This window comes from bacterium SCSIO 12741, assembly GCA_024398055.1.
Taxonomy (GTDB): Bacteria; Bacteroidota; Bacteroidia; order Flavobacteriales_G; family Salibacteraceae; genus SCSIO-12741.
On sequence record CP073749.1, the window covers coordinates 884,864 to 906,013 of the forward strand.

The following is a 21,150-nucleotide window of genomic DNA, read 5'->3' on the forward strand; positions in this document are numbered from 1 at the left end:
TCCGACGATTAATTTCTTTTCTTTCTGTTAAAACGCTGCTTTTGTGGCCCTTTCTTCTGTTTCTCAACAACAGGGGACAAATCGCGTTTTCCAAGTACTTCACCATTACAGATCCATACTTTAATTCCAATACGACCATAAGTGGTGTGAGCCTCACTCAAAGCGTAGTCGATATCAGCACGGAATGTGTGCAATGGAATACGACCATCTTTGTAGTGCTCGGTACGTGCCATCTCAGCGCCATTCAAACGACCAGAGATAGTTACTTTAATACCTTCAGAACCCATTCTCATGGCGGAGGCTACAGCCATTTTAGCCGCTCTACGGAAGGAAATACGTCCTTCGATTTGACGAGCAATGCTATCAGCCACCAGGCTTGCATCCAATTCAGGACGCTTTATCTCAAAGATGTTGATTTGAACATCCTTACGGGTGATCTTTTTCAACTCTTCTTTCAGCTTATCAACCTCAGATCCACCTTTACCGATAATGATACCTGGACGTGCAGTCTTAACAGTAACAGTGATCAGCTTAAGTGTTCTTTCAATCACAATTTTAGAAACACTCGCCTTTCTCAAACGAGCATTCAGGTAACGACGAATCTTATGGTCTTCAACCAATTTGTCTTCGTAACGTCTTCCACCGTACCAGTTGGAATCCCAACCGCGGATAAAACCTAATCTGTTAGCAATCGGATTTGTCTTCTGTCCCATCTTATTAGTTTTCTACCTCCTGGTTTTGTGTTCCCAGTACTAGTGTTACGTGATTTGATCTCTTTCTGATGCGGTAAGCGCGACCCTGAGCCCGTGGGCTAATTCTCTTAAGGGTGCGAGCACCGTCAACTTTCACTTCTTTAACGAAAAGGCCTGCAGTTTCCCAGCTATCACCACTCTTCTCTTCGAAGTTGGCTACAGCCGACCACAGGAGCTTGGCCATAAGACCAGCAGCTTCCTTCTTGTGAAACTGAAGAACATTTGAGGCCTTAGCCACTTCCTCACCACGGATTAGATCTGCGACTAATCTCATTTTGCGGGGAGAGCTTGGACAGTTATTCAGCTTAGCCGAATAAACGGTTTTGTTCGCCTCTTTTCTCTCTTGTGCTTTATTGTGTTTTCTGGCTCCCATATTAAACCTCAGTTATCTATCGTTTCTTATCTTTTTTACCGGCGTGACCTCTCCAGGTACGGGTTGGAGAAAATTCTCCCAATTTGTGCCCTACCATGTTTTCAGTTACGTATACCGGAATAAACTGTCTTCCGTTATGCACCCCAATAGTCAACCCAACGAAGTCAGGTGTAATCATGGATGCTCTGGACCAGGTTTTGATCACCGACTTTTTGCCGGAAGCCTGCATGTCCAGTACTCGTTTCTCTAGTTTGTAATGTACAAACGGCGGTTTCTTCAATGAACGACTCATAATCTACTCCCTAATTACTTTCTCTTCGTTATGATGTAACGATTAGATGCTTTTTTCTTTGAACGTGTCTTAAATCCTTTAGCTGGAACACCGTTACGTGATCTTGGGTGACCTCCAGACTGACGTCCTTCACCACCACCCATTGGGTGATCAACCGGGTTCATGGCCACACCACGAGTACGTGGGCGACGACCTAACCAGCGACTGCGACCTGCTTTACCAGAGCGCTCCAAGTTATGATCACTGTTGGACACAGAACCAATTGTGGCCATACATGTCAACAAGATCAAACGAGTTTCACCAGAAGGCATTTTCACTACACCAAACTTGCCATCCTTTGCGGTAAGTTGAGCGTAAGCTCCTGCTCCACGAGCAATTTTCCCACCAGCACCAGGCTGCATTTCAATGTTGTGAATAATTGTACCTAAAGGAATATCACGTAGGAAAAGAGCGTTTCCAATTTCTGGAGCAGCCTTTTCACCGTTCATGATTTCTTGACCTACTTCAATGCCATTAGGGGCAATGATGTATCTCTTTTCACCATCAGCATATACAATCAAAGCAATACGAGCCGAACGGTTCGGATCGTATTCTACAGAAGCAACCTTACCAGGAACACCCATTTTGTTACGCTTGAAATCAATCACGCGGTAACGTCTTTTGTGTCCTCCGCCTCGGTAACGAACAGTCATACGACCATCGTTATTTCTACCTCCGGACTTCTTGATGGATTTGGTCAAACTTTTCTCCGAAGTGCCTTTGGTGATCTCACCAAACATACTCCCGACTTTATGTCGTTGACCTGGAGTAATCGGATTAAACTTTCTAACAGCCATCGTTTTCTGTTATTTCTTAAATACCACTATAAAAATCAATCATATCACCGTCAACCAAAGTAACTACAGCTTTCTTGTAAGAACCCGTAGAACCTTGCTGAACCCCTCTCTTGGTATAGCGAGTCTTGCTCTTGCCGGCAACGATCATGGTGTTAACTGACTTTACGGTTACCCCATAAGCCTCTTCCACTGCATTTTTAACTTGCAGCTTGTTCACGTCTTTAGGAACCACAAACCCATAACGATTGAAATCTTCACCGTCTTGGGTCATCTTTTCAGTGATCACTGGTTTGAGTAAAATTTTCATCGTTATCTTAACTTAAAATCGTTTCAATTTTGCCAATCGCACCTTCACACAAAACCAATTTCCCAGAGTTAACAATACTGTAAGTATTTAATTCTGAGGCAGTTATATATGAAAGCCCCTCTAAATTTCGGGAGGACAAATATACATTTTTATTCTGCTCAGGCAACACCAGCGTGGTTTTTTTGTCTGTTAACTTCAGGTTATTCAGAACTTTAACCATCTCTGCAGTTTTAGGAGCATCGAACGAAAAGTCTTCTACGACCATGATTTCATCAGCTTTTGCCTTAGCAGCCAAAGCAGATTTACGGGCCAATTTTTTAACTTTTTTGTTCAATTTGAAACCGTAGTAACGAGGTTCTGGACCGAATACACGACCACCACCACGGAACAATGGATTCTTGATGCTACCCGCACGAGCAGTACCGGTACCTTTTTGCTTCTTGATCTTACGAGTACTACCCGTAATCTCTCCGCGTTGCTTTGCTTTATGAGTTCCTTGCCTTTGGTTTGCCAGGTACTGCTTTACGTCGAGGTAAACAGCGTGCTCATTTGGTTCGATTCCGAAAACGGCATCATTCAGGTCTACCTTTTTGGAAGCCTTAGAACCATCAATTTTATACAGATCTACCTTCATCTTACTTCTCAATTGTAACTACTGAACCTTTAGGACCAGGAACAGCACCTTTAACGACCAACAAGTTTTTATCTCCAATAACTTTCAAAACACGAAGGTTTTGAACTTTAACCGTATCGCCGCCAGTACGACCTGCCATTCTCATTCCCTTAAATACACGAGAAGGAGTAGAGGCCATCCCGATAGAACCGGGAGCGCGACCTACGTCTTTGGTTCCGTGTGTAGCATCACCTACACCATGGAAACCGTGTCTTTTCATTACACCCTGGAAGCCTTTACCTTTAGAAGTTCCGGTAACGTCAACAAATTCTCCTTCTTCGAAAATGCTCACATCGATTACATCGCCAGGCTTAACATCCTGATCGTAGCCATCAAATTCTTGAACATGTTTCTTCGGAGTAGTTCCGGATTTCTTAAAGTGACCTTTCAGGGCAGCGGAAGTGTGTTTTTCGGATTTCTCTTCGTACCCAATCTGAACAGCGGTATAGCCATCTGTTTCTTCGTTCCTTACCTGTGTCACCACACAAGGACCGGCAGCGATGACGGTACAAGGAAGGTTTTTACCCTCTTCATTGTACACGCTGGTCATTCCTATTTTTCTACCAATTATTCCAGGCATCTTTATTCTGTATTAATGCTTTCTTAAACCTTAATTTCTACATCTACACCACTGGGCAGTTCCAGCTTCATCAACGCGTCCACAGTTTTTGAAGACGAAGAGTAGATATCCAACAAACGCTTGAATGAGTTCAATTGGAATTGCTCTCTCGACTTCTTGTTTACGTGTGGAGAACGCAATACGGTGAAGATCTTTTTGTCAGTGGGCAATGGAATTGGCCCGCTCACAACTGCTCCGGTAGACTTTACCGTTTTTACGATCTTCTCAGCAGACTTGTCTACCAAATTGTGATCGTAAGACTTCAACTTAATTCTAATTTTCTGAGCCATGTCTTCTTACTTATACAGTTGCAGTTCCTTTAACTTTTGCTATTACATCGTCAGCGATGTTCCTTGGTGTTGGATCGTAGTGAGAGAACTCCATAGTAGAAGTTGCACGACCAGAAGAGATCGTTCTCAAAGCAGTCACATATCCAAACATTTCAGAAAGAGGAACAATTGCTTTTACTACCTGAGCGTTGTTACGGCTATCCATTCCCTGGATTTGACCACGACGACGGTTCAAGTCAGCAACGATATCACCCATGTTTTCTTCCGGAGTAACTACTTCCAATTTCATAATTGGCTCAAGCAATACCGGAGTAGCATTCTTGGCAGCGTTACGGTAGGCCAACTTGGCACAAACCTCAAAAGAAAGTGAATCGGAGTCAACCGCGTGGAAAGATCCATCAATCAACTCAACTTTCATGCTGTCAAGTGGGTAACCAGCCAAAGGACCGTTAACCATAGCATCTTTAAATCCTTTTTCCACTGAAGGAATAAATTCTCTTGGAATGTTACCACCTTTAATGGAGTTAACGAATTCCAATCCTTCTTTACCTTCATCACCTGGCATAACTTTCACCACGATATCGGCGAATTTACCACGACCACCTGTTTGCTTCTTGTAAGTCTCACGGTGATCAACAGATGAAGTAATCGCTTCTTTGTAAGCTACCTGAGGAGCACCTTGGCTACACTCAACTTTAAACTCACGCTTCAAACGATCCAAAATGATTTCCAGGTGAAGCTCACCCATACCGCTAATTACGGTTTGACCAGAATCCTCATCGGTTTTAACACGGAACGTTGGATCCTCTTCAGAAAGCTTTCCAAGAGCAACACCCAACTTATCCACATCACCTTGAGTTTTTGGCTCGATAGCGATACCAATTACTGGCTCAGGGAAAGTCATTGATTCAAGTACGATAGGAGCTTTCTCATCACATAGAGTATCTCCAGTACGAATATCTTTAAATCCTACAGCTGCACCGATATCACCAGCCTCGATGAAAGGAATCTGGTTTTGCTTGTTTGAGTGCATCTGGAAGATACGTGAAATACGCTCTTTCTTTTGGGTACGAGTGTTCATTACGTAAGAACCTGCATCCAATTTACCAGAGTAGCAACGGAAGAAGCAAAGACGACCTACGTATGGGTCAGTAGCAATTTTAAAAGCCAAAGAAGAGAAAGGCTCTTCCTTAGAAGGCTCACGCTTCAATACTTTTTCTTCGTCGTTGATATCATGACCTTCAACAGCACCTTTATCCAATGGAGATGGCATAAATTCCATTACACCATCCAACATGGTTTGAACACCTTTGTTTTTAAAGGCAGAACCACACATTACAGGCTGGATAGTCATATTGATGGTAGAAGTACGGATTGCATTCAACATTTCCTCTTCTGTAATTGAATCTGGATCTTCGAAGAATTTCTCCATCAAAGAATCATCTGTTTCAGCTACAGCTTCAACCAACTTCTCACGCCACTCAGCAGTAAGATCAACTAAATCTTCAGGGATAGGAATCTCCTTCCAGGTCATTCCCATATCTTCCTCATTCCATACGATAGCACGGTTGTTAATCAAATCAACCACACCTTTAAACTCGTCTTCAGCTCCGATTGGAATCTGAAGTGGAATTGGGTTACCGCCTAGTCTTTCTTTGATCTGCTCAACAGTACCAAAGAAGTCAGCACCAGCACGGTCCATTTTATTTACGAAGCACAAACGTGGTACGTTGTACTTATCAGCCTGACGCCATACAGTTTCTGATTGTGGCTCAACACCTGAAGAAGCACAGAACAAAGCTACAGCAGCATCCAATACACGCAAGGAGCGCTCTACCTCAACAGTAAAGTCAACGTGTCCAGGAGTATCAATAATGTTGATACGATATTCTTTGTCTCTGTAATTCCAAAAACAGGTAGTAGCAGCGGAAGTAATGGTAATCCCTCTCTCCTGCTCCTGCGCCATCCAGTCCATTACGGCAGCACCGTCGTGAACCTCTCCAATCTTATGACTGATACCAGTATAATAAAGAATACGCTCGGTGGTTGTCGTTTTACCGGCATCCACGTGGGCCATAATCCCAATGTTTCTGGTATATGTTAAATCTCTTTTAGCCATTGTTTCCTTATTATCTTGGGTTAGAATCTAAAATGTGAAAACGCTTTGTTAGCCTCAGCCATACGGTGAGTATCCTCTTTCTTCTTATAAGCACCACCCTCTTCACGAGCTGCTGCCATAATCTCTTCAGACAATTTCTCAGCCATGGATCTTCCGTTACGCTTACGGGCGAAAAGAATCATCCATTTCATAGCTTGAGAAGTCTTTCTTGACGAACGAATCTCTTGAGGAATCTGGAAAGTTGCCCCACCAACACGGCGGCTACGTACTTCTACTTGAGGAGTAACGTTAGACAATGCTTTTTTCCAAGTCTCAAGACCACTCTCGCCAGTCTTTGACTCTACACGATCCAAAGCTTCGTAGAAGATTTTAAAGGAAATACTCTTCTTTCCTTGGATCATCAAGTTGTTCACAAAAGTGGTAACCAGTGTCTCACCGAATTTGGGATCCGGCGCGGTTTCAAACTTTTTTGCTCTCGCTTTTCTCATCGTTCAGTCTCCTATTTTTTTGGACGTTTTGTTCCGTACTTAGACCTTCTTTGAGCTCTCCCGTCAACACCAGCGGTATCCAATGCACCACGTACAATGTGATAACGTACACCTGGAAGATCTTTCACTCTACCACCACGAACCAGTACAATACTGTGTTCCTGTAGGTTGTGACCTTCTCCTCCGATGTAGGAGTTCACCTCGTTACCATTCGTTAATCTAACCCTGGCCACTTTTCTCATGGCCGAGTTCGGCTTCTTTGGGGTGGTAGTATACACCCGTACGCATACCCCTCTTCTCTGGGGACACGCATCTAGAGCAGCGGATTTAGATGTCTTAATCTTGCTCTGTCTTCCTTTTCTTACTAATTGCTGTATAGTAGGCATATATTCTAAAATCTGTTATATTGAGGCACTCCACCCCAATAAATTCAGGGCGGCAAAGGTAGAAGTTTTTCCAATTAAATTCAACTACCCTTGAAATTAATTTACCAAGATCAGAATTCCAGTTTTAAACGCTATAAATAAACAGGCATTCAAGCGTTTAGAACATCGGGCCGCAAACATCCACAATTCCCTCCACAACCCCGGTGAATAAACTCCCAAAACACAGCGTCAATTTCCCTATGCGCACTTTTAAAAATTGACGACTTCAAAAGGGTGGAAAAATTGCCTCATCGACGGCTTATATATATAGGTATAAAAGATAGTTTTGCAGCATGAGTTATTTGGACAACCTAAATGTGGAGCAGAGAAAGGCCGTACAGCAGATCGAAGGACCAGTAATGGTAATTGCGGGTGCGGGATCGGGAAAGACACGGGTACTCACCTATCGAATAGCCCATATGATTGAAAGAGGAGTCGACTCCTTCAATATCCTTTCACTAACGTTTACCAACAAGGCAGCACGTGAGATGAAAGGCCGTATCGCCAAGATTGTTGGAGCGAGCGAATCGAAGAATATTTGGATGGGAACTTTCCACTCGGTGTTTGCACGAATATTGCGAAATGAAGCAACACTTTTGGGATACCCATCTAATTTCACCATTTATGATACGGATGACGCCAAAAGTTTAATCAAGCGAATCATCAAAGAATTTAACCTGGATGATAAGGTATATAAACCAAATCTGGTCTTAAGTCGGATTTCATCTGCGAAGAACAACTTGATCTCGGCAGCAAACTATGCGAACAATTCGGTTATTCAACAAGAGGACATCCAATCCCGCAAGCCTGAATTGGCACGAATCTACCATACGTATGAGAAAAGATGCTTTCAAGCGGGAGCCATGGATTTTGATGATCTACTCTTCAAAACGAATGTCTTGTTTCGCGACCATCCGGACGCTTTGATCAAATATCAAAACAAGTTCCGTTACATTTTGGTGGATGAGTACCAGGATACGAACTTTTCTCAGTACTTAATACTGAAAAAGCTTGCCGCCCGGTTTGAGAATATCTGCGTGGTGGGTGATGATGCTCAGAGTATCTATGCCTTCCGTGGAGCGAACATCCAAAACATCCTCAACTTCAAAAACGAATATCCAGACGTAAAAACCTTTAAGCTGGAGCAGAATTACCGCTCAACCAAAAACATTGTTCAGGCGGCCAATAGCCTGATCAGCAAAAACAAGGAGCAGCTGGAGAAAAATGTTTGGACGAACAACGATGAAGGCGAAAAGATCAAAATCGTAAAAGCGCTTTCTGACAACGAAGAGGGCTTTGAAATAGCCAATGACATCTTCTTCCGGAAGCATAATGAACAGCGGGAAAACGCCGACTTTGCCATTTTGTACCGAACCAATTCTCAATCTCGTTCGCTGGAAGAGGCCTTAAGAAAAAAGGACATCCCTTACCGCATTTATGGAGGGCTCAGCTTTTACCACCGAAAAGAAATTAAGGACCTGTTGGGCTATTTCCGATTGGCAATTAACCCCAAGGACGAAGAAGCCTTGAAACGGGTGATCAACTATCCCAAAAGAGGAATCGGAAACACCACCATGGACAAGATTTCAGCCGCCGCTTCTCAGGGAGGCGTTAGCCTCTGGCAGGTGGTCAATAATCCGGCTCAATTTGGCCTGCAGTTTTCAGCTGCTGTGATTAACAAATTACGAGGATTCGCAGAAATGGTTGAAACCTTCCACCAATTGCTGCAAACGGAAGATGCCTTTGAATTAGCAAGTCGGATTGCAACTACCTCCACTATTCTAAAAGAACTCTATTCGGATAAATCTGTAGAAGGGGTTGCCCGCTATGAAAACATTCAGGAACTTTTGAGCGGGATCAAAGAGTTTGCCGAAAACGACACGGTAGACGATGTAATCGATCTACCGGAAGGAAACGACAAACGAACACTGGACGTTTATATGCAGGACATCGCCTTGCTCACCGACTCCGACAACAATAAGGAAGAGAATAAGGACACGGTAACCCTGATGACCATTCACGCCTCCAAGGGACTTGAATTTCCCTATGTATACATCTCGGGAATGGAAGAAAACCTGTTCCCTTCCCAACTATCGGTAAACTCAAGAACGGAGCTGGAGGAAGAGCGACGATTGTTTTACGTGGCCTTAACCCGGGCTGAAAACAAAGCCATGCTTTCTTACGCCACCACTCGCTACCGTTGGGGCAACCTAACCTATTGCGAACCCAGTCGTTTTTTAGAGGAACTCGATCCCAATTATGTGGAACGCAATGACCTTGGAGCAGGAGGCAAATCGCCAAGTGAAGGAATTGATTTTGAACGAGGGGCACGCGAAGGTGGATTAAACTACCGCCAACCTGCTTACCAATCCAGTTCAAGCTCACCGCGTCCATCCGCTGCACCAAGCCGACCACCAAGACCCGGCATGAAACGGATGAATACAGCCAAACCTGCTACACCACCCGCTGATTTCACGCCATCTGACGTAAGCCTTATTACCGTTGGTGCTGAAGTGTTGCATCAACGATTTGGAAAAGGAAAGGTCGTCGACATACAAGGACCGTCTGACAACCGGAAAGCTTCGGTAAACTTTGAATCTGTGGGCCAGAAACAATTACTCCTTAAGTTTGCCAAACTTCAGCTTCTCTAGCCCACTGAAATATCTAACTTTGAAAGTCTAAGATCCAAAAATGGAATACAATACAGTAAGAGAACACCTCATCATCCCGGAATACGGAAGAAACATACAGAAGATGGTCAACCTGGCCATTGAGATTGAAGACCGGGAAGAACGAAATAAAGCCGCCAAAACCATTATCAAAATTATGGGGCAATTGAACCCCAGCCTCCGTGATGTCAACGAGTTTAACCACAAGTTGTGGGACCATTTACACATCATCGCAGACTTTAAGTTGGATGTAGACTCCCCCTTCCCTCTTCCTGAGAAGGAAGCTCTGGAAGCTCGCCCTGAAATGCTGAGTTACAACGACGAACGCATCCCCTTTAAGCACTACGGCAAGATTATTCCTAAGTACATCAAGTCGGCTATTGAAATGGAAGACGGAGATGAAAAGAATGCCTTGATTCTATCCATTGCCAACATGATGAAAAAGTCTTACGTGACCTGGAATAAGGAATCCGTGATCGACGAAGAAATCATCAATGATCTTGATCGGCTTTCCAAAGGACAGCTTCAACTCGATCTGAGTACCGAATTGATCAAGAGCACGGAGATCATTACAAAGCCGAGAAACAAATCCAAGAACACCAAAAACAAAAAGAAAAAGCGCTAATACGATCCATGGGAACTTTTAAGATTACTGGCGGTCACAAACTTCGTGGAGAAATTGTTCCACAAGGTGCGAAGAACGAGGCCCTGCAAATTCTATGTGCAACTCTCCTCACCAAGGAGCGAGTAATAATCAATAATGTTCCCGACATCCGGGATGTAAACAAGCTGATCGACCTCCTCAGATCGCTGAACGTAGAGGTGGAAAAATTGGGACCAGAATCCTACGCCTTTGAAGCCAAAGATGTGGACATCGAGTACATGAACACCCCTGAATACTTCAGACAAGGTGGAGGCCTTCGAGGATCCATTATGGTGGTTGGCCCCCTTTTAGGCCGCTATGGTAGAGGATACATTCCTAAGCCAGGTGGAGATAAAATTGGTCGCCGCCGGGTTGACACCCACTTCATTGGATTTGAAAAGTTGGGAGCTACCTTCAGCTATGACCCCGAATTAGGCGTTTATAGAGCTCGTGCCAAAAATTTGAGCGGAACCCACATGTTGCTGGATGAAGCTAGCGTAACTGGTACCGCTAATATCCTTATGGCTGCTGTGTTGGCCAAAGGCGTTACTACAATTTACAATGCCGCTTGCGAACCCTATATTCAGCAACTCTGCCGCATGCTCAATAGCATGGGTGCAAAAATATCAGGAGTTGGATCCAACCTTTTGACCATACATGGTGTAAAGGAGTTAGGTGGGTGTGAGCACACCATTCTTCCCGACATGATTGAGGTGGGAAGTATGATTGGATTGGCTGCGATGACAGAATCGGAGTTGACGATCAAAAATGTAGGTTATGAGCATTTGGGCATCATACCCGAAATGTTTCGTCGGCTGGGAATCATTTTGGTGCGAAAGGACGATGATCTGATTATCCCTTCGCAAAAAAATTACGAAATTGAAACCTTTATTGACGGCTCGATCATGACCTTGTCAGATGCTCCATGGCCAGGGTTTACACCCGACCTATTGAGCATTATGCTCACGGTGGCCACGCAGGCCAAAGGAAGTGTTCTCATTCATCAGAAGATGTTTGAAAGCCGTTTGTTCTTTACAGATAAGTTGATCGACATGGGAGCCCAAATTATTTTGTGCGACCCACACCGGGCAACTGTTATTGGATTAAATCGTCAATATCCATTGAGAGCCATTGAGATGACCTCACCTGATATTCGTGCCGGAGTGTCGTTGTTGATAGCTGCCATGTCGGCAGAAGGAACCAGCACTATTCACAATATTGAACAGATAGATAGGGGTTATCAACGCATCGATGAGCGCTTAAATAAAATTGGCGCGGAAATTGTCAGGATAAACTGACACCAAAATGATAACTGTTATGAAATTACAAGCAAAAACCATTCTAATGATCGGCGCCTTGGGGCTAATGATTCTTGCTTTTATTCCTTGCAACTACGTTTTATCGTCGCTTCCAAAGCAAGAAGTTTTGGTCGGCACACGAGTTGGGGATAAAGCTCCGGAAATTTCCTTAGCGGCTCCCGATGGCAGCGTATATGCCTTAAGTGAATTGCAAGGCAAGGTGGTTTTAATTGACTTCTGGGCAAGCTGGTGTGGCCCTTGTAGGAGAGAGAATCCAAACGTAGTGGCAGCGTACGAAAAGTACAAAGATGCCAAGTTCAAATCTGGAAAAGGATTTGAGATCTACAGCGTATCTCTCGACCGCAACAAACCGGATTGGGAAAGAGCCATCACTCAAGATAAATTGGATTGGAAATACCACGTAAGTGACTTGAAATTCTGGTATGGAAAAGCCGCTACTGACTACGGTATTTCAAGCATCCCTACGAACTACCTCATTGATGAGAATGGGATCATTATCGCGAAGAACCTTCGTGGTGCCCAACTCCATGTGACCATCGATCAGTTGGTCGAGGAACTTTAAATCACTGACAATATTTTATGAAATAAAGGCAGACATTTGTTCTGCCTTTATTTTTTTTGTGCCATTATGTCAAAAATGCCATCTGGCAGATAATTTGGTATTGCCCTTGGCAACTGTTAAGAGAACGTGAAATGAGCAAGGAGGAAAAGAACACTTCAACTAATTCGACTGAGGAACAAATCGTGAACCCAGAAAACACATCAGCCGAGGCTGCTGAAGAACAAACCACCGAAACGGAGAACACTGAAGTAGATGAGCTGCAAAAATTGACAGATCAAGTTCAGGAATTGAATGATCGCTATGTTCGGTTGTATTCAGAGTTCGAAAACTTCCGTCGCAGAACGGCCCGTGAGAAACTGGAAATGATCCAAACAGCGGGTGAAAAAGTTATTGGAGACCTTCTTCCGGTCATGGATGACTTTGCCAGGGCTATTGAAAACTCTGAAAAAACAGACGATATAGCCGCCGTTAAGGAAGGAATTCAACTGGTGCATCAAAAGTTTGCCCACGTTATGACTCAAGCGGGCGTTACCGAAATTGAGGCCATGGGAGAAACTTTTGATATGGAATTGCACGAAGCAATCACGAAAATCCCAGCTCCTTCTGAAAAGGAAAAAGGCAAGGTTTTGGACGTAGTGGAAAAAGGATACAAAATCAAGGACAAAGTCATTCGATACCCTAAAGTAGTAGTAGGAGAATAACCGATGTCGAAAAGAGATTATTACGAAGTACTTGGCGTTGATCGCAGCGCATCCGACAGCGAGATAAAAAAAGCTTATCGGAAGCTAGCCATCAAGTTTCACCCGGATAAAAATCCTGGCAACAAGGAAGCTGAGGATCAGTTTAAAGAAGCTGCTGAAGCCTACGAAGTGCTTAGCAACCCTGACAAGAAAGCCCGTTACGACCGTTTTGGCCATGCAGGCATGGGTGGCGGTGCCGGTGGATTTGGTGGTGGCCAGGGTATGAACATGGAGGATATCTTCAGTCAGTTTGGAGATATTTTCGGAGGAGCATTTGGTGGCGGATTTGGCGGCGGTTTCGGCGGCGGCGGCGGAGGCCCTAGAAGATCGGCTCGTGTTAAAGGCTCCAATCTCAGAATTAAAGTAAAACTTGATCTTGAAGAAATCTCCAATGGGGTGACCAAGAAGATCAAACTCAATAAACTGGTAAACAATCCGGATGCAACTTTTAGCACCTGTTCCACGTGTGCAGGTACTGGACAAGTGACTCGGGTAACCAATACCATTTTAGGCCAAATGCAAACGGCATCTACTTGCCCTACTTGTCATGGAACGGGTAAGCAGATTAATAACCGAGGCAAAGGAGGAGATTCCAATGGACAGATCCGGAAAGAAGTTCTGGAAACCATTGAAATTCCTGCTGGGGTTGAAGAAGGCATGCAGCTATCCCTAAGGGGGAAAGGAAACGAAGGGCCTTATGAAGGGGTACCTGGTGATTTGATCATCGTAGTGGAGGAAAAACCTCATCCGGAATTGCACCGGGAAGGCACGAACCTTTACTTTGATTTGGATGTAAGTTTTCCAGAAGTAGCTCTCGGTGCCACCAAGGAGATTCCTACTGTATCGGGTAAAGCAAAAATCAATATTCAAGCCGGAACTCAAGCGGGTAAAATTCTACGCCTGAGAGGTAAAGGCTTACCTGACATCAACGGCTATGGCCGTGGAGATCTCTTGGTTCACGTAAACGTTTGGACACCTACCAAGCTTTCTCGTGAAGAGAAAAAGATGATGGAAGATCTAAAAGAGGCAGAACATTTTCAACCGACAGGTGACAAGAAGGACTCAAGCTTCTTTAACCGAATGCGCGAATTTTTCCATTCTTAGGGCATCTCCCCTCAAAGGAATCAGACAATTTTTATATTTGAAAGCTGACTGTATACCTCTTTATATAAGAAGAGGTTATTAGTCAGCTTTTTTTATGCCTGATTCCGAATGGGAGCTACACTCACGATTGATCATATTTCCAAACACTACGCAAACCACCAAGCGCTCGACGATGTGTCGCTGGAGGTTTCCGAAGGAAAAATTTTCGGACTACTTGGCCCAAATGGGGCTGGTAAAACAAGTCTGATTCGAATTATCAACCAAATCACCGCGCCAGACGGCGGCCAGGTGCTATTTAACGGGGAGCCGATTCAATCTGCTCATCAGCTTAAGATTGGCTACCTACCTGAAGAACGCGGTCTTTACAAGAAAATGAAAGTAGGGGAACAAGCCCTCTACCTCTGCCGACTCAAGGGACTTTCGAAATCGGAAGCGATGCACCGCCTCAAGCACTGGTTTGAAAAGTTTGAAATTACCCCCTGGTGGAATAAAAAAATTGAAGAGCTCTCCAAAGGGATGCAGCAAAAGGTACAGTTCATCGTTACCGTTTTGCATCAGCCCGATCTTTTGATTCTGGATGAACCCTTTTCTGGCTTTGACCCCATCAATGCTTCTTTGATTCGCAACGAAATTCTTTCACTAAGGGACCAAGGAACTTCCATCATTCTATCCACCCACAACATGGCTTCGGTTGAAGAGATTTGTGATGACATCGCCTTGATCTACCGATCCAAGAAAATTCTGGGCGGATCTTTGGAAGAAGTAAAAAACGAACGAAAGGAAAACGTCTACGAAATCATGTATAAAGGCGACGTAGTTGAATTCACCCGAGCGCTTTGGATTGATGCTGAACTGATCGACAAGGGGCGCAAAGGAAGTCTGCATACTGCAGAGATAAAACTACTGAACAATAAAACGCCAAACGACTTACTCAAGGCTCTGATCCCGCATGTGGAAATTCATGCCTTGCAAGAGCGAGTACCTTCTATGAACGATATATTTATCCGTCGGGTAACTGAAATAAACGAAAGCCATGGGTAAGATAGGACTGATAATAGAGCGGGAATACATGACCCGGGTCAAGAAGAAAACCTTCTTGCTAATTACCCTGTTGGGACCAGTCGTAATGATCCTTGGATTATCTCTGGCCTTATGGTTGAGTCTTCAGGAAACAGAAGACCATCACATCCTGGTGATCGATGGCCACGCTCCAGCCTTTAATTCTTTGCGAAACAAAAAACACCTGGAGTTCACTTACAGACCTGAATTGGATTTGGCCACAGCCAAACAGATGCTCTACGAAACCAACTTCACAGGTGTGCTTTACATTCCACCCAATTTGGAATTCAGCCGAAGCATTAAACTGTTTTACAAGAAGCAACCGAGCCTGAACATCCTCCATGTAATCGAAAACGAGGTTGAAAAAATCATCGAAGAAATTCAACTCGATCAATACAACATTGATCGCGAAGCTTTTTACAAGGTCAACACAGATTTTAACCTAACGGCCGTCAAATATTCGGAAAGCGGCGAAGAGGAAGAAGGCAATAGCAAAAAGGCAGTTATTGGATTCATATTTGGAGCCATGATCTACCTGTTCATCTTCTTATATGGAGTTCAGGTGATGAGAGGTGTGATTGAAGAAAAGACCAATCGAATTATTGAGGTCATTGTCACTTCGGTTAGACCCATGCAATTGATGATGGGAAAAATTCTTGGTGTTGGATTGGTCAGCCTAACTCAGTTCTTTTTCTGGATTCTGATTACTATGGCCCTGTTCACTGTAGTACAATCCTTTTTCATCTCGGAGTTCTTGGATCCGGCAAGCTTGTCTGAAACCGTTCAAGCAACCCCCGAAATTGCCCAACAGATACAGCAAGAGCAATCGGCAGTTAGTAAAGCGTACTTTGATCAAAACAACATCTTGTTCAATACCCCTTGGGTCAGCCTAATTGCAGGCTTCTTGTTTTACTTCTTTGGCGGTTACTTTTTATACAGTGCATTATTTGCTGCTGTAGGAGCAGCTGTGGATAGTGAAACCGACACCCAACAATTTATGGTTCCCCTCACAGCACCACTCACGGTTGCTTACATATCGGGGGTGGCCATCATTCAGAATCCGGAAGGCCCTGTGGCTTTTTGGCTATCGATGATTCCGCTCACCTCTCCGATCACCATGCCCATACGGATGGCCGTAGGTCTGGAAGATGGACATGAATGGGAATTATTCGTTTCCGGGGCCTTACTTATTATCTTCTTCCTACTTACTACTTGGATGGCTGGAAGAATATACAGAACGGGAATATTGATGTACGGAAAAAAAGCCTCCTATAAAGAATTGTGGAAGTGGATTACCTATAAATCCAATTAATTATGGCATACCTGTTAGTCATTGATGACGAGAAGAGCATTCGCAACTCCTTAAAAGACGTACTGGAATATGAAGGTCACCAGGTAGATTTGGCCGAACAGGGAATGGAAGGGATTTCTCTGATCAAGAAAAACGACTATGACCTGGTTTTGTGCGACATCAAAATGCCAAGAATGGATGGCATGGATGTTTTGGCCATGGCCCTGGAGATAAAACCTGACCTCACGGTGATCATGATTTCCGGACACGGAACCATTGAGACGGCTGTTGAGTCTATTAAGAAAGGAGCCTACGATTACCTCGAGAAACCCCTCGACCTTAATCGCCTTTTGGTCATCGTGAGAAACGGCTTGGACAAAAAAGAGCTGATTCAGGAAACCCGCCAACTCAAAAAGAAAATTCAACGGCAAAAAAGCGGAGCCATTTTAGGAGAGTCTGAAGGCATCCAAAACATTCACGACATGATTGCCAAAGTGGCTCCGACCGATGCTCGTGTGCTCATTACCGGACCCAATGGGTCGGGAAAAGAATTGGTGGCTTCGGAGCTTCACAATCAAAGTAACCGAAGCAAACAACCTTTCGTGGAAGTAAACTGTGCGGCTATTCCCTCCGAATTGATCGAGAGTGAATTATTTGGGCATGAGAAAGGTGCTTTTACTTCAGCCGTAAAAATGAAGAAGGGTAAGTTTGAGCAAGCCCAGGGCGGAACTTTATTTCTGGATGAAATTGGTGATATGAGTCTGCCTGCCCAAGCCAAGGTGCTGAGAGCTCTCCAGGAAAACAAGATCACCCGGGTGGGTGGTGAAAAAGACATTAAGGTTAACGTAAGAGTACTTGCGGCAACCAATAAAAATTTGCGTCAGGAAATTGACGAAAAGAAATTTAGAGAAGACCTTTTCCATCGACTTAGCGTCATACTAATTGAGGTCCCTTCTTTAAATGATCGAAAAAAAGATGTTCCTTTATTGGCGGAACACTTTCTAAAGTTGAGTTGCGAGGATATGGGCCTCCCCCTAAAGTCCTTCAATTCGGAAGCCCTTAAGGAATTGCAATCCATTGACTGGACAGGGAACATTCGGGAACTTAAGAACATAGTCGAACGACTCGTCATTTTGTGTGATAACGAAATTGGAGGCGACGACATTAAAAAGTATGCGAACCCTAAATAAAAGGTAGATGTTATGAAGATGCGTGTATTGCTAGCTGGACTTCTCACCCCATTTCTATTTACAGGATGTGGAGATAAGCCGAAGGAATCCCAAACCAAAGACCACCATGCCGCCGCCCCTACTCAATCCTCCACCCTGTTTAAATTGCTTTCTACCGAAGAAAGCGGAATTGATTTTAGCAACTCTTTTACCGAAGAGACTGAATTGCTGTTCTACAACTTCCAATACCTATTTAATGGTGGAGGTGTAGCCGTCGCCGATTTCGATCAGGATGGCTTACCGGATATTTTCTTCTCGGGTAACGAAGTAAGCAACCGTATCTATAGAAACCTGGGTAACCTCAAATTTGAAGACCTCACTCAAAAAGCGGGAGTGGGTGCCGAGAATGAGTGGTGCACAGGAGTGACGGTAGCCGATGTAAACAATGATGGTCTACCCGACCTTTACGTAAGCAAAAGTGGATACCTACCTGGAGAAGAACGTAAAAACAGACTCTATATTAATAAAGGTGATTTTACCTTTTCGGAAGAAGCTGAATCTTATGGCATAGCCGACAGTGGGTATACTACTCAATCTGCCTTCTTCGATTTTGACCTGGATGGTGATCTGGATTTATACGTACTGAATCATAAGAACACCTGGAAAGGAGATCGCAAACTGAGTCGAAACGATTTGACAAATAACCTGATCACTGCCGATCACCTCTACCGCAATGATGGAGGAAAGTTTACCGATGTTTCGAAGTCTGCTGGACTGAAGAATGAAATCTTTGGTGGATATGGCCTTGGACTCGCCGTAGGTGATTTGGATGGAAATGGATATCCAGATGTATACGTATCCAACGACTATGACTCACCTGACTTTATGTATATGAATCAGGGGGATGGAACCTTTAAGGATGAAATCAAAGAGCGCACCTCTCATATTGCTCTTTATAGTATGGGAAATGACATTGCCGATTTCAACAACGATGGCCTACTTGATTTTATCGCATTGGATATGTCCGCTGAAGATCACTTTCGGTTAAAAACCCAAATGGGTGCGATGGCCCCTAAGAAGTTTTACGAGTTGGTTGAGTTTGGACTCCCCCATCAATACATGTACAATACCCTTCAGGTAAATAACGGAAACGGAACCTTTAGTGACATTGGACAATTGGCCGGCGTGCACAGTACGGATTGGAGTTGGGCTCCCCTATTTGCTGATTTCGACAATGATGGCTACAAGGATCTTTTTGTGTCCAATGGATACCGCCTCGATGATCGCGACAACGATTACCAGCGCAAGGTAGCCCGTGAATATGGAACTACTGAGCAATTTACCGACGATCAAAAGAAAACCATCTTTAGAAACACGCCTTCTACTCCATTGCCGAACTACGTATTCAAAAACAATGGAGACTTCACCTTCACCAAGAAAAGCTACGAGTGGGGTGTTGCTCAAAAAGGATTTACCCAGGGTACAGCTTTCGCCGACTTTGACCGCGATGGTGATTTGGACTTAGTCATGAACAACATGAACGAACGTGCCTGGCTCTATCAAAACACCGCCGATCAATCCGGAAAGCATTTCTTGAATGTGTCCTTGAAAAGCGATTCCAAAAATCCAATTGGCGCCCAAGTAGAGATTGAAACTCAAGATGGCATCCAATTAGAGTTGCTCAATGTAACTCGAGGGTACATCTCCTCGATGAACGATTTGTTGCATTTCGGATTAGGCGACCAGAGTATAGTGGATAGACTCACGGTTACCTGGCCCGATGGAAAAACTCAAACCCTAACCAATATTAAAGGTGACCAAATTCTAACCTTAGATTACAAGGATGCTGCACGGAGCGCCAACGCCGCAGAAAGTGTAAATCCATTGTTTGCTCAGAACAAGGCCGCGGGTATTGGTTTGGATTTTAAACATGTAGAAAATCCTTTTGATGATTTCGAAAAAGAGATTCTACTTCCTCACCGCAACAGTCAACATGGCCCTGGCATGTCAGTGGGTGACATCAATGGAGATGGTCTGGACGATATATATGTAGGTGGAGCGATGAATCAAGCCGGACAATTGTTTGTTCAAAATGAAAACGGGAAGTTTAGTCCCAAAAAGCTACCCGCCTTTATCTCTGATAAAAAATCTGAGGATGTAGGGAGCCTATTCTACGACTACGATAAAGATGGTGACCTGGATTTATATGTAGCAAGTGGAGGAAATGAATATGCCGAAAATGCTCCCGAACTTCAGGATCGCCTTTATACCAATGATGGAAAAGGGAACTTCACCAAATCCAAAGGAGTACTACCCACTATGCTTACCAGTGGCAAATCAGTTTCCGCTGGAGACTTTGATGCGGATGGAGACCTTGACCTTTTTGTAGGAGGTCGATTAGTTCCTGGCAAATATCCCTTTGCACCCAGAAGTTACATTTTGCGCTATGAAGACGGTAAGTACGTTGACGCTACCAACGAAGTTGCTCCTGACTTGTATGAACCCGGGTTGGTAACCAACTCCATGTGGGTAGATTATGATGGTGACAATGATCTGGACTTAATGGTGGTGGGTGAATGGATGCCACTCCTGTTGATGACCAACGATGGAGGCAAACTCAGCAAATTAGAAGAAGGACACCCCTTTCATGAAGAGACCGGTTGGTGGAGTGGCTTGGAAGCCGGCGATTTTGACAACGATGGTGATTTAGATTTTGTCGTTGGTAACTTAGGCTTAAACTACAAGTACAAAACATCGCCAGAAGAGCCCTTTCAGATTTGGTGTCATGATTTTGATGCTAACGGCACCCTGGATATCGTTTTGGGGTACTTTGATCACGGTGGTTGCTACCCGGTTAGAGGTCGTCAATGTTCTTCTCAGCAGATGCCATTTATCAAAGACAAATTTCCAACTTATAACGATTTTGCTTCGGCTACTATAGAAGACGTTTATGGGAAGCAATTGAAAGATGCGTTGAACTATAAGGCCACCCGATTTTCTTCGGTGTACATCGAAAATTTGGGCGGTAATCAATTCAAGATTAAAAATTTACCCCAACGCGCTCAATTTTCAATCGTACACTCTATTATAGCCCGTGATTTTGACGGAGATCACAACTTGGATATCGTGGTTTCGGGTAATTTGTACTCTTCAGAAGTAGAAACACCCCGAAACGATGCGTCTATTGGTACCTTCCTGAAAGGGGATGGCAAAAGTGGATTCGACGCATTACCATACTCATCAACCGGGTATTATACACCCGGGGATGTCAAGGATGTGAAACTGGTAAAAACAGCCCATGGTAAATACCTCATCGTGTCGGCTGTAAACAATGATTTTCTTCAGGTTTTGAGCGTCCTAGGCACACCGTCGGAATATAGCCTTTAACAGGTTTAACTATTTTTTAAAAGATTTGTGTCC

The 21,150-nt window shown here is 44.1% G+C and carries 21 protein-coding genes; 10 read left to right on the top strand and 11 right to left on the bottom strand.

Translation table 11 applies throughout. The features are described from left to right. Nucleotides 1-8: 8 nt before the first annotated feature. From rpsC to rpsL, 11 genes are read right to left on the bottom strand one after another with little or no spacing between them, the layout of a single operon-like run. A complete protein-coding gene (rpsC, locus tag KFE98_03795) occupies nucleotides 9-713 on the bottom strand; it encodes a 30S ribosomal protein S3 (protein UTW63290.1) in 705 nt (234 codons plus the stop codon). Between the two features lie 4 nt (nucleotides 714-717). Beyond that, nucleotides 718-1,125, bottom strand: a complete 408-nt coding sequence (rplV, locus tag KFE98_03800) for a 50S ribosomal protein L22 (GenBank protein UTW63291.1) — start codon at nucleotides 1,123-1,125, stop codon at nucleotides 718-720. Between the two features lie 16 nt (nucleotides 1,126-1,141). Next, complete coding sequence (gene rpsS, locus KFE98_03805) at nucleotides 1,142-1,417, bottom strand: 30S ribosomal protein S19 (GenBank protein ID UTW63292.1); 276 nt, start codon at nucleotides 1,415-1,417, stop codon at nucleotides 1,142-1,144. A 14-nt stretch (nucleotides 1,418-1,431) separates the two neighbouring features. Continuing rightward, nucleotides 1,432-2,253: a 50S ribosomal protein L2 gene (rplB, locus tag KFE98_03810; GenBank protein ID UTW63293.1), complete on the bottom strand. Its 822-nt coding sequence runs from the start codon at nucleotides 2,251-2,253 to the stop codon at nucleotides 1,432-1,434. Nucleotides 2,254-2,269: 16 nt separating this feature from the next. Next, the gene (gene rplW, locus KFE98_03815) at nucleotides 2,270-2,560 is read right to left on the bottom strand and encodes a 50S ribosomal protein L23 (GenBank protein ID UTW63294.1); all 291 of its coding nucleotides are present in this window, start codon (nucleotides 2,558-2,560) and stop codon (nucleotides 2,270-2,272) included. 7 nt (nucleotides 2,561-2,567) lie between these two features. Beyond that, nucleotides 2,568-3,194 carry a 50S ribosomal protein L4 gene (gene rplD, locus KFE98_03820; GenBank protein ID UTW63295.1) on the bottom strand — a complete coding sequence of 209 codons (627 nt, stop codon included), beginning with the start codon at nucleotides 3,192-3,194 and terminating at the stop codon, nucleotides 2,568-2,570. Between the two features lies 1 nt (nucleotide 3,195). Then, nucleotides 3,196-3,813 carry a 50S ribosomal protein L3 gene (rplC, locus tag KFE98_03825; GenBank protein UTW63296.1) on the bottom strand — a complete coding sequence of 206 codons (618 nt, stop codon included), beginning with the start codon at nucleotides 3,811-3,813 and terminating at the stop codon, nucleotides 3,196-3,198. Between the two features lie 23 nt (nucleotides 3,814-3,836). After that, nucleotides 3,837-4,142 carry a 30S ribosomal protein S10 gene (rpsJ, locus tag KFE98_03830; protein ID UTW63297.1) on the bottom strand — a complete coding sequence of 102 codons (306 nt, stop codon included), beginning with the start codon at nucleotides 4,140-4,142 and terminating at the stop codon, nucleotides 3,837-3,839. Nucleotides 4,143-4,152: 10 nt separating this feature from the next. Beyond that, the gene (fusA, locus tag KFE98_03835) at nucleotides 4,153-6,261 is read right to left on the bottom strand and encodes an elongation factor G (GenBank protein UTW63298.1); all 2,109 of its coding nucleotides are present in this window, start codon (nucleotides 6,259-6,261) and stop codon (nucleotides 4,153-4,155) included. 20 nt (nucleotides 6,262-6,281) lie between these two features. Beyond that, entirely contained in the window at nucleotides 6,282-6,749 is a 468-nt protein-coding gene (gene rpsG, locus KFE98_03840) for a 30S ribosomal protein S7 (GenBank protein UTW63299.1), read from the bottom strand. 11 nt (nucleotides 6,750-6,760) lie between these two features. Beyond that, nucleotides 6,761-7,135, bottom strand: a complete 375-nt coding sequence (rpsL, locus tag KFE98_03845; GenBank protein UTW63300.1) for a 30S ribosomal protein S12 — start codon at nucleotides 7,133-7,135, stop codon at nucleotides 6,761-6,763. Nucleotides 7,136-7,467: 332 nt separating this feature from the next. Between rpsL and KFE98_03850 the strand changes: the two genes are divergently transcribed. The 10 genes from KFE98_03850 (at nucleotide 7,468) to KFE98_03895 (ending at nucleotide 21,117) form a co-directional block, all read left to right on the top strand. Next, the gene (locus KFE98_03850; GenBank protein UTW63301.1) at nucleotides 7,468-9,825 is read left to right on the top strand and encodes a UvrD-helicase domain-containing protein; all 2,358 of its coding nucleotides are present in this window, start codon (nucleotides 7,468-7,470) and stop codon (nucleotides 9,823-9,825) included. A gap of 40 nt (nucleotides 9,826-9,865) precedes the next feature. After that, nucleotides 9,866-10,468: a DUF4290 domain-containing protein gene (locus KFE98_03855; protein UTW63302.1), complete on the top strand. Its 603-nt coding sequence runs from the start codon at nucleotides 9,866-9,868 to the stop codon at nucleotides 10,466-10,468. Nucleotides 10,469-10,476: 8 nt separating this feature from the next. Next, on the top strand, nucleotides 10,477-11,784 hold the full coding sequence (murA, locus tag KFE98_03860) for a UDP-N-acetylglucosamine 1-carboxyvinyltransferase (GenBank protein UTW63303.1): 1,308 nt from the start codon (nucleotides 10,477-10,479) through the stop codon (nucleotides 11,782-11,784). A 19-nt stretch (nucleotides 11,785-11,803) separates the two neighbouring features. Beyond that, nucleotides 11,804-12,367: a TlpA family protein disulfide reductase gene (locus KFE98_03865; GenBank protein ID UTW63304.1), complete on the top strand. Its 564-nt coding sequence runs from the start codon at nucleotides 11,804-11,806 to the stop codon at nucleotides 12,365-12,367. A 131-nt stretch (nucleotides 12,368-12,498) separates the two neighbouring features. Then, nucleotides 12,499-13,068 carry a nucleotide exchange factor GrpE gene (locus tag KFE98_03870; protein ID UTW63305.1) on the top strand — a complete coding sequence of 190 codons (570 nt, stop codon included), beginning with the start codon at nucleotides 12,499-12,501 and terminating at the stop codon, nucleotides 13,066-13,068. Nucleotides 13,069-13,071: 3 nt separating this feature from the next. Beyond that, entirely contained in the window at nucleotides 13,072-14,211 is a 1,140-nt protein-coding gene (dnaJ, locus tag KFE98_03875) for a molecular chaperone DnaJ (protein ID UTW63306.1), read from the top strand. A gap of 108 nt (nucleotides 14,212-14,319) precedes the next feature. Continuing rightward, a complete protein-coding gene (locus KFE98_03880; GenBank protein ID UTW63307.1) occupies nucleotides 14,320-15,252 on the top strand; it encodes an ATP-binding cassette domain-containing protein in 933 nt (310 codons plus the stop codon). Continuing rightward, a complete protein-coding gene (locus KFE98_03885) occupies nucleotides 15,245-16,582 on the top strand; it encodes an ABC transporter permease (protein UTW63308.1) in 1,338 nt (445 codons plus the stop codon). Before KFE98_03880 ends, KFE98_03885 begins: the two co-directional genes overlap by 8 nt. 2 nt (nucleotides 16,583-16,584) lie before the next feature. Continuing rightward, the gene (locus tag KFE98_03890) at nucleotides 16,585-17,751 is read left to right on the top strand and encodes a sigma-54-dependent Fis family transcriptional regulator (GenBank protein ID UTW63309.1); all 1,167 of its coding nucleotides are present in this window, start codon (nucleotides 16,585-16,587) and stop codon (nucleotides 17,749-17,751) included. 12 nt (nucleotides 17,752-17,763) lie between these two features. Then, complete coding sequence (locus KFE98_03895; GenBank protein ID UTW63310.1) at nucleotides 17,764-21,117, top strand: VCBS repeat-containing protein; 3,354 nt, start codon at nucleotides 17,764-17,766, stop codon at nucleotides 21,115-21,117. Nucleotides 21,118-21,150: the final 33 nt, after the last annotated feature.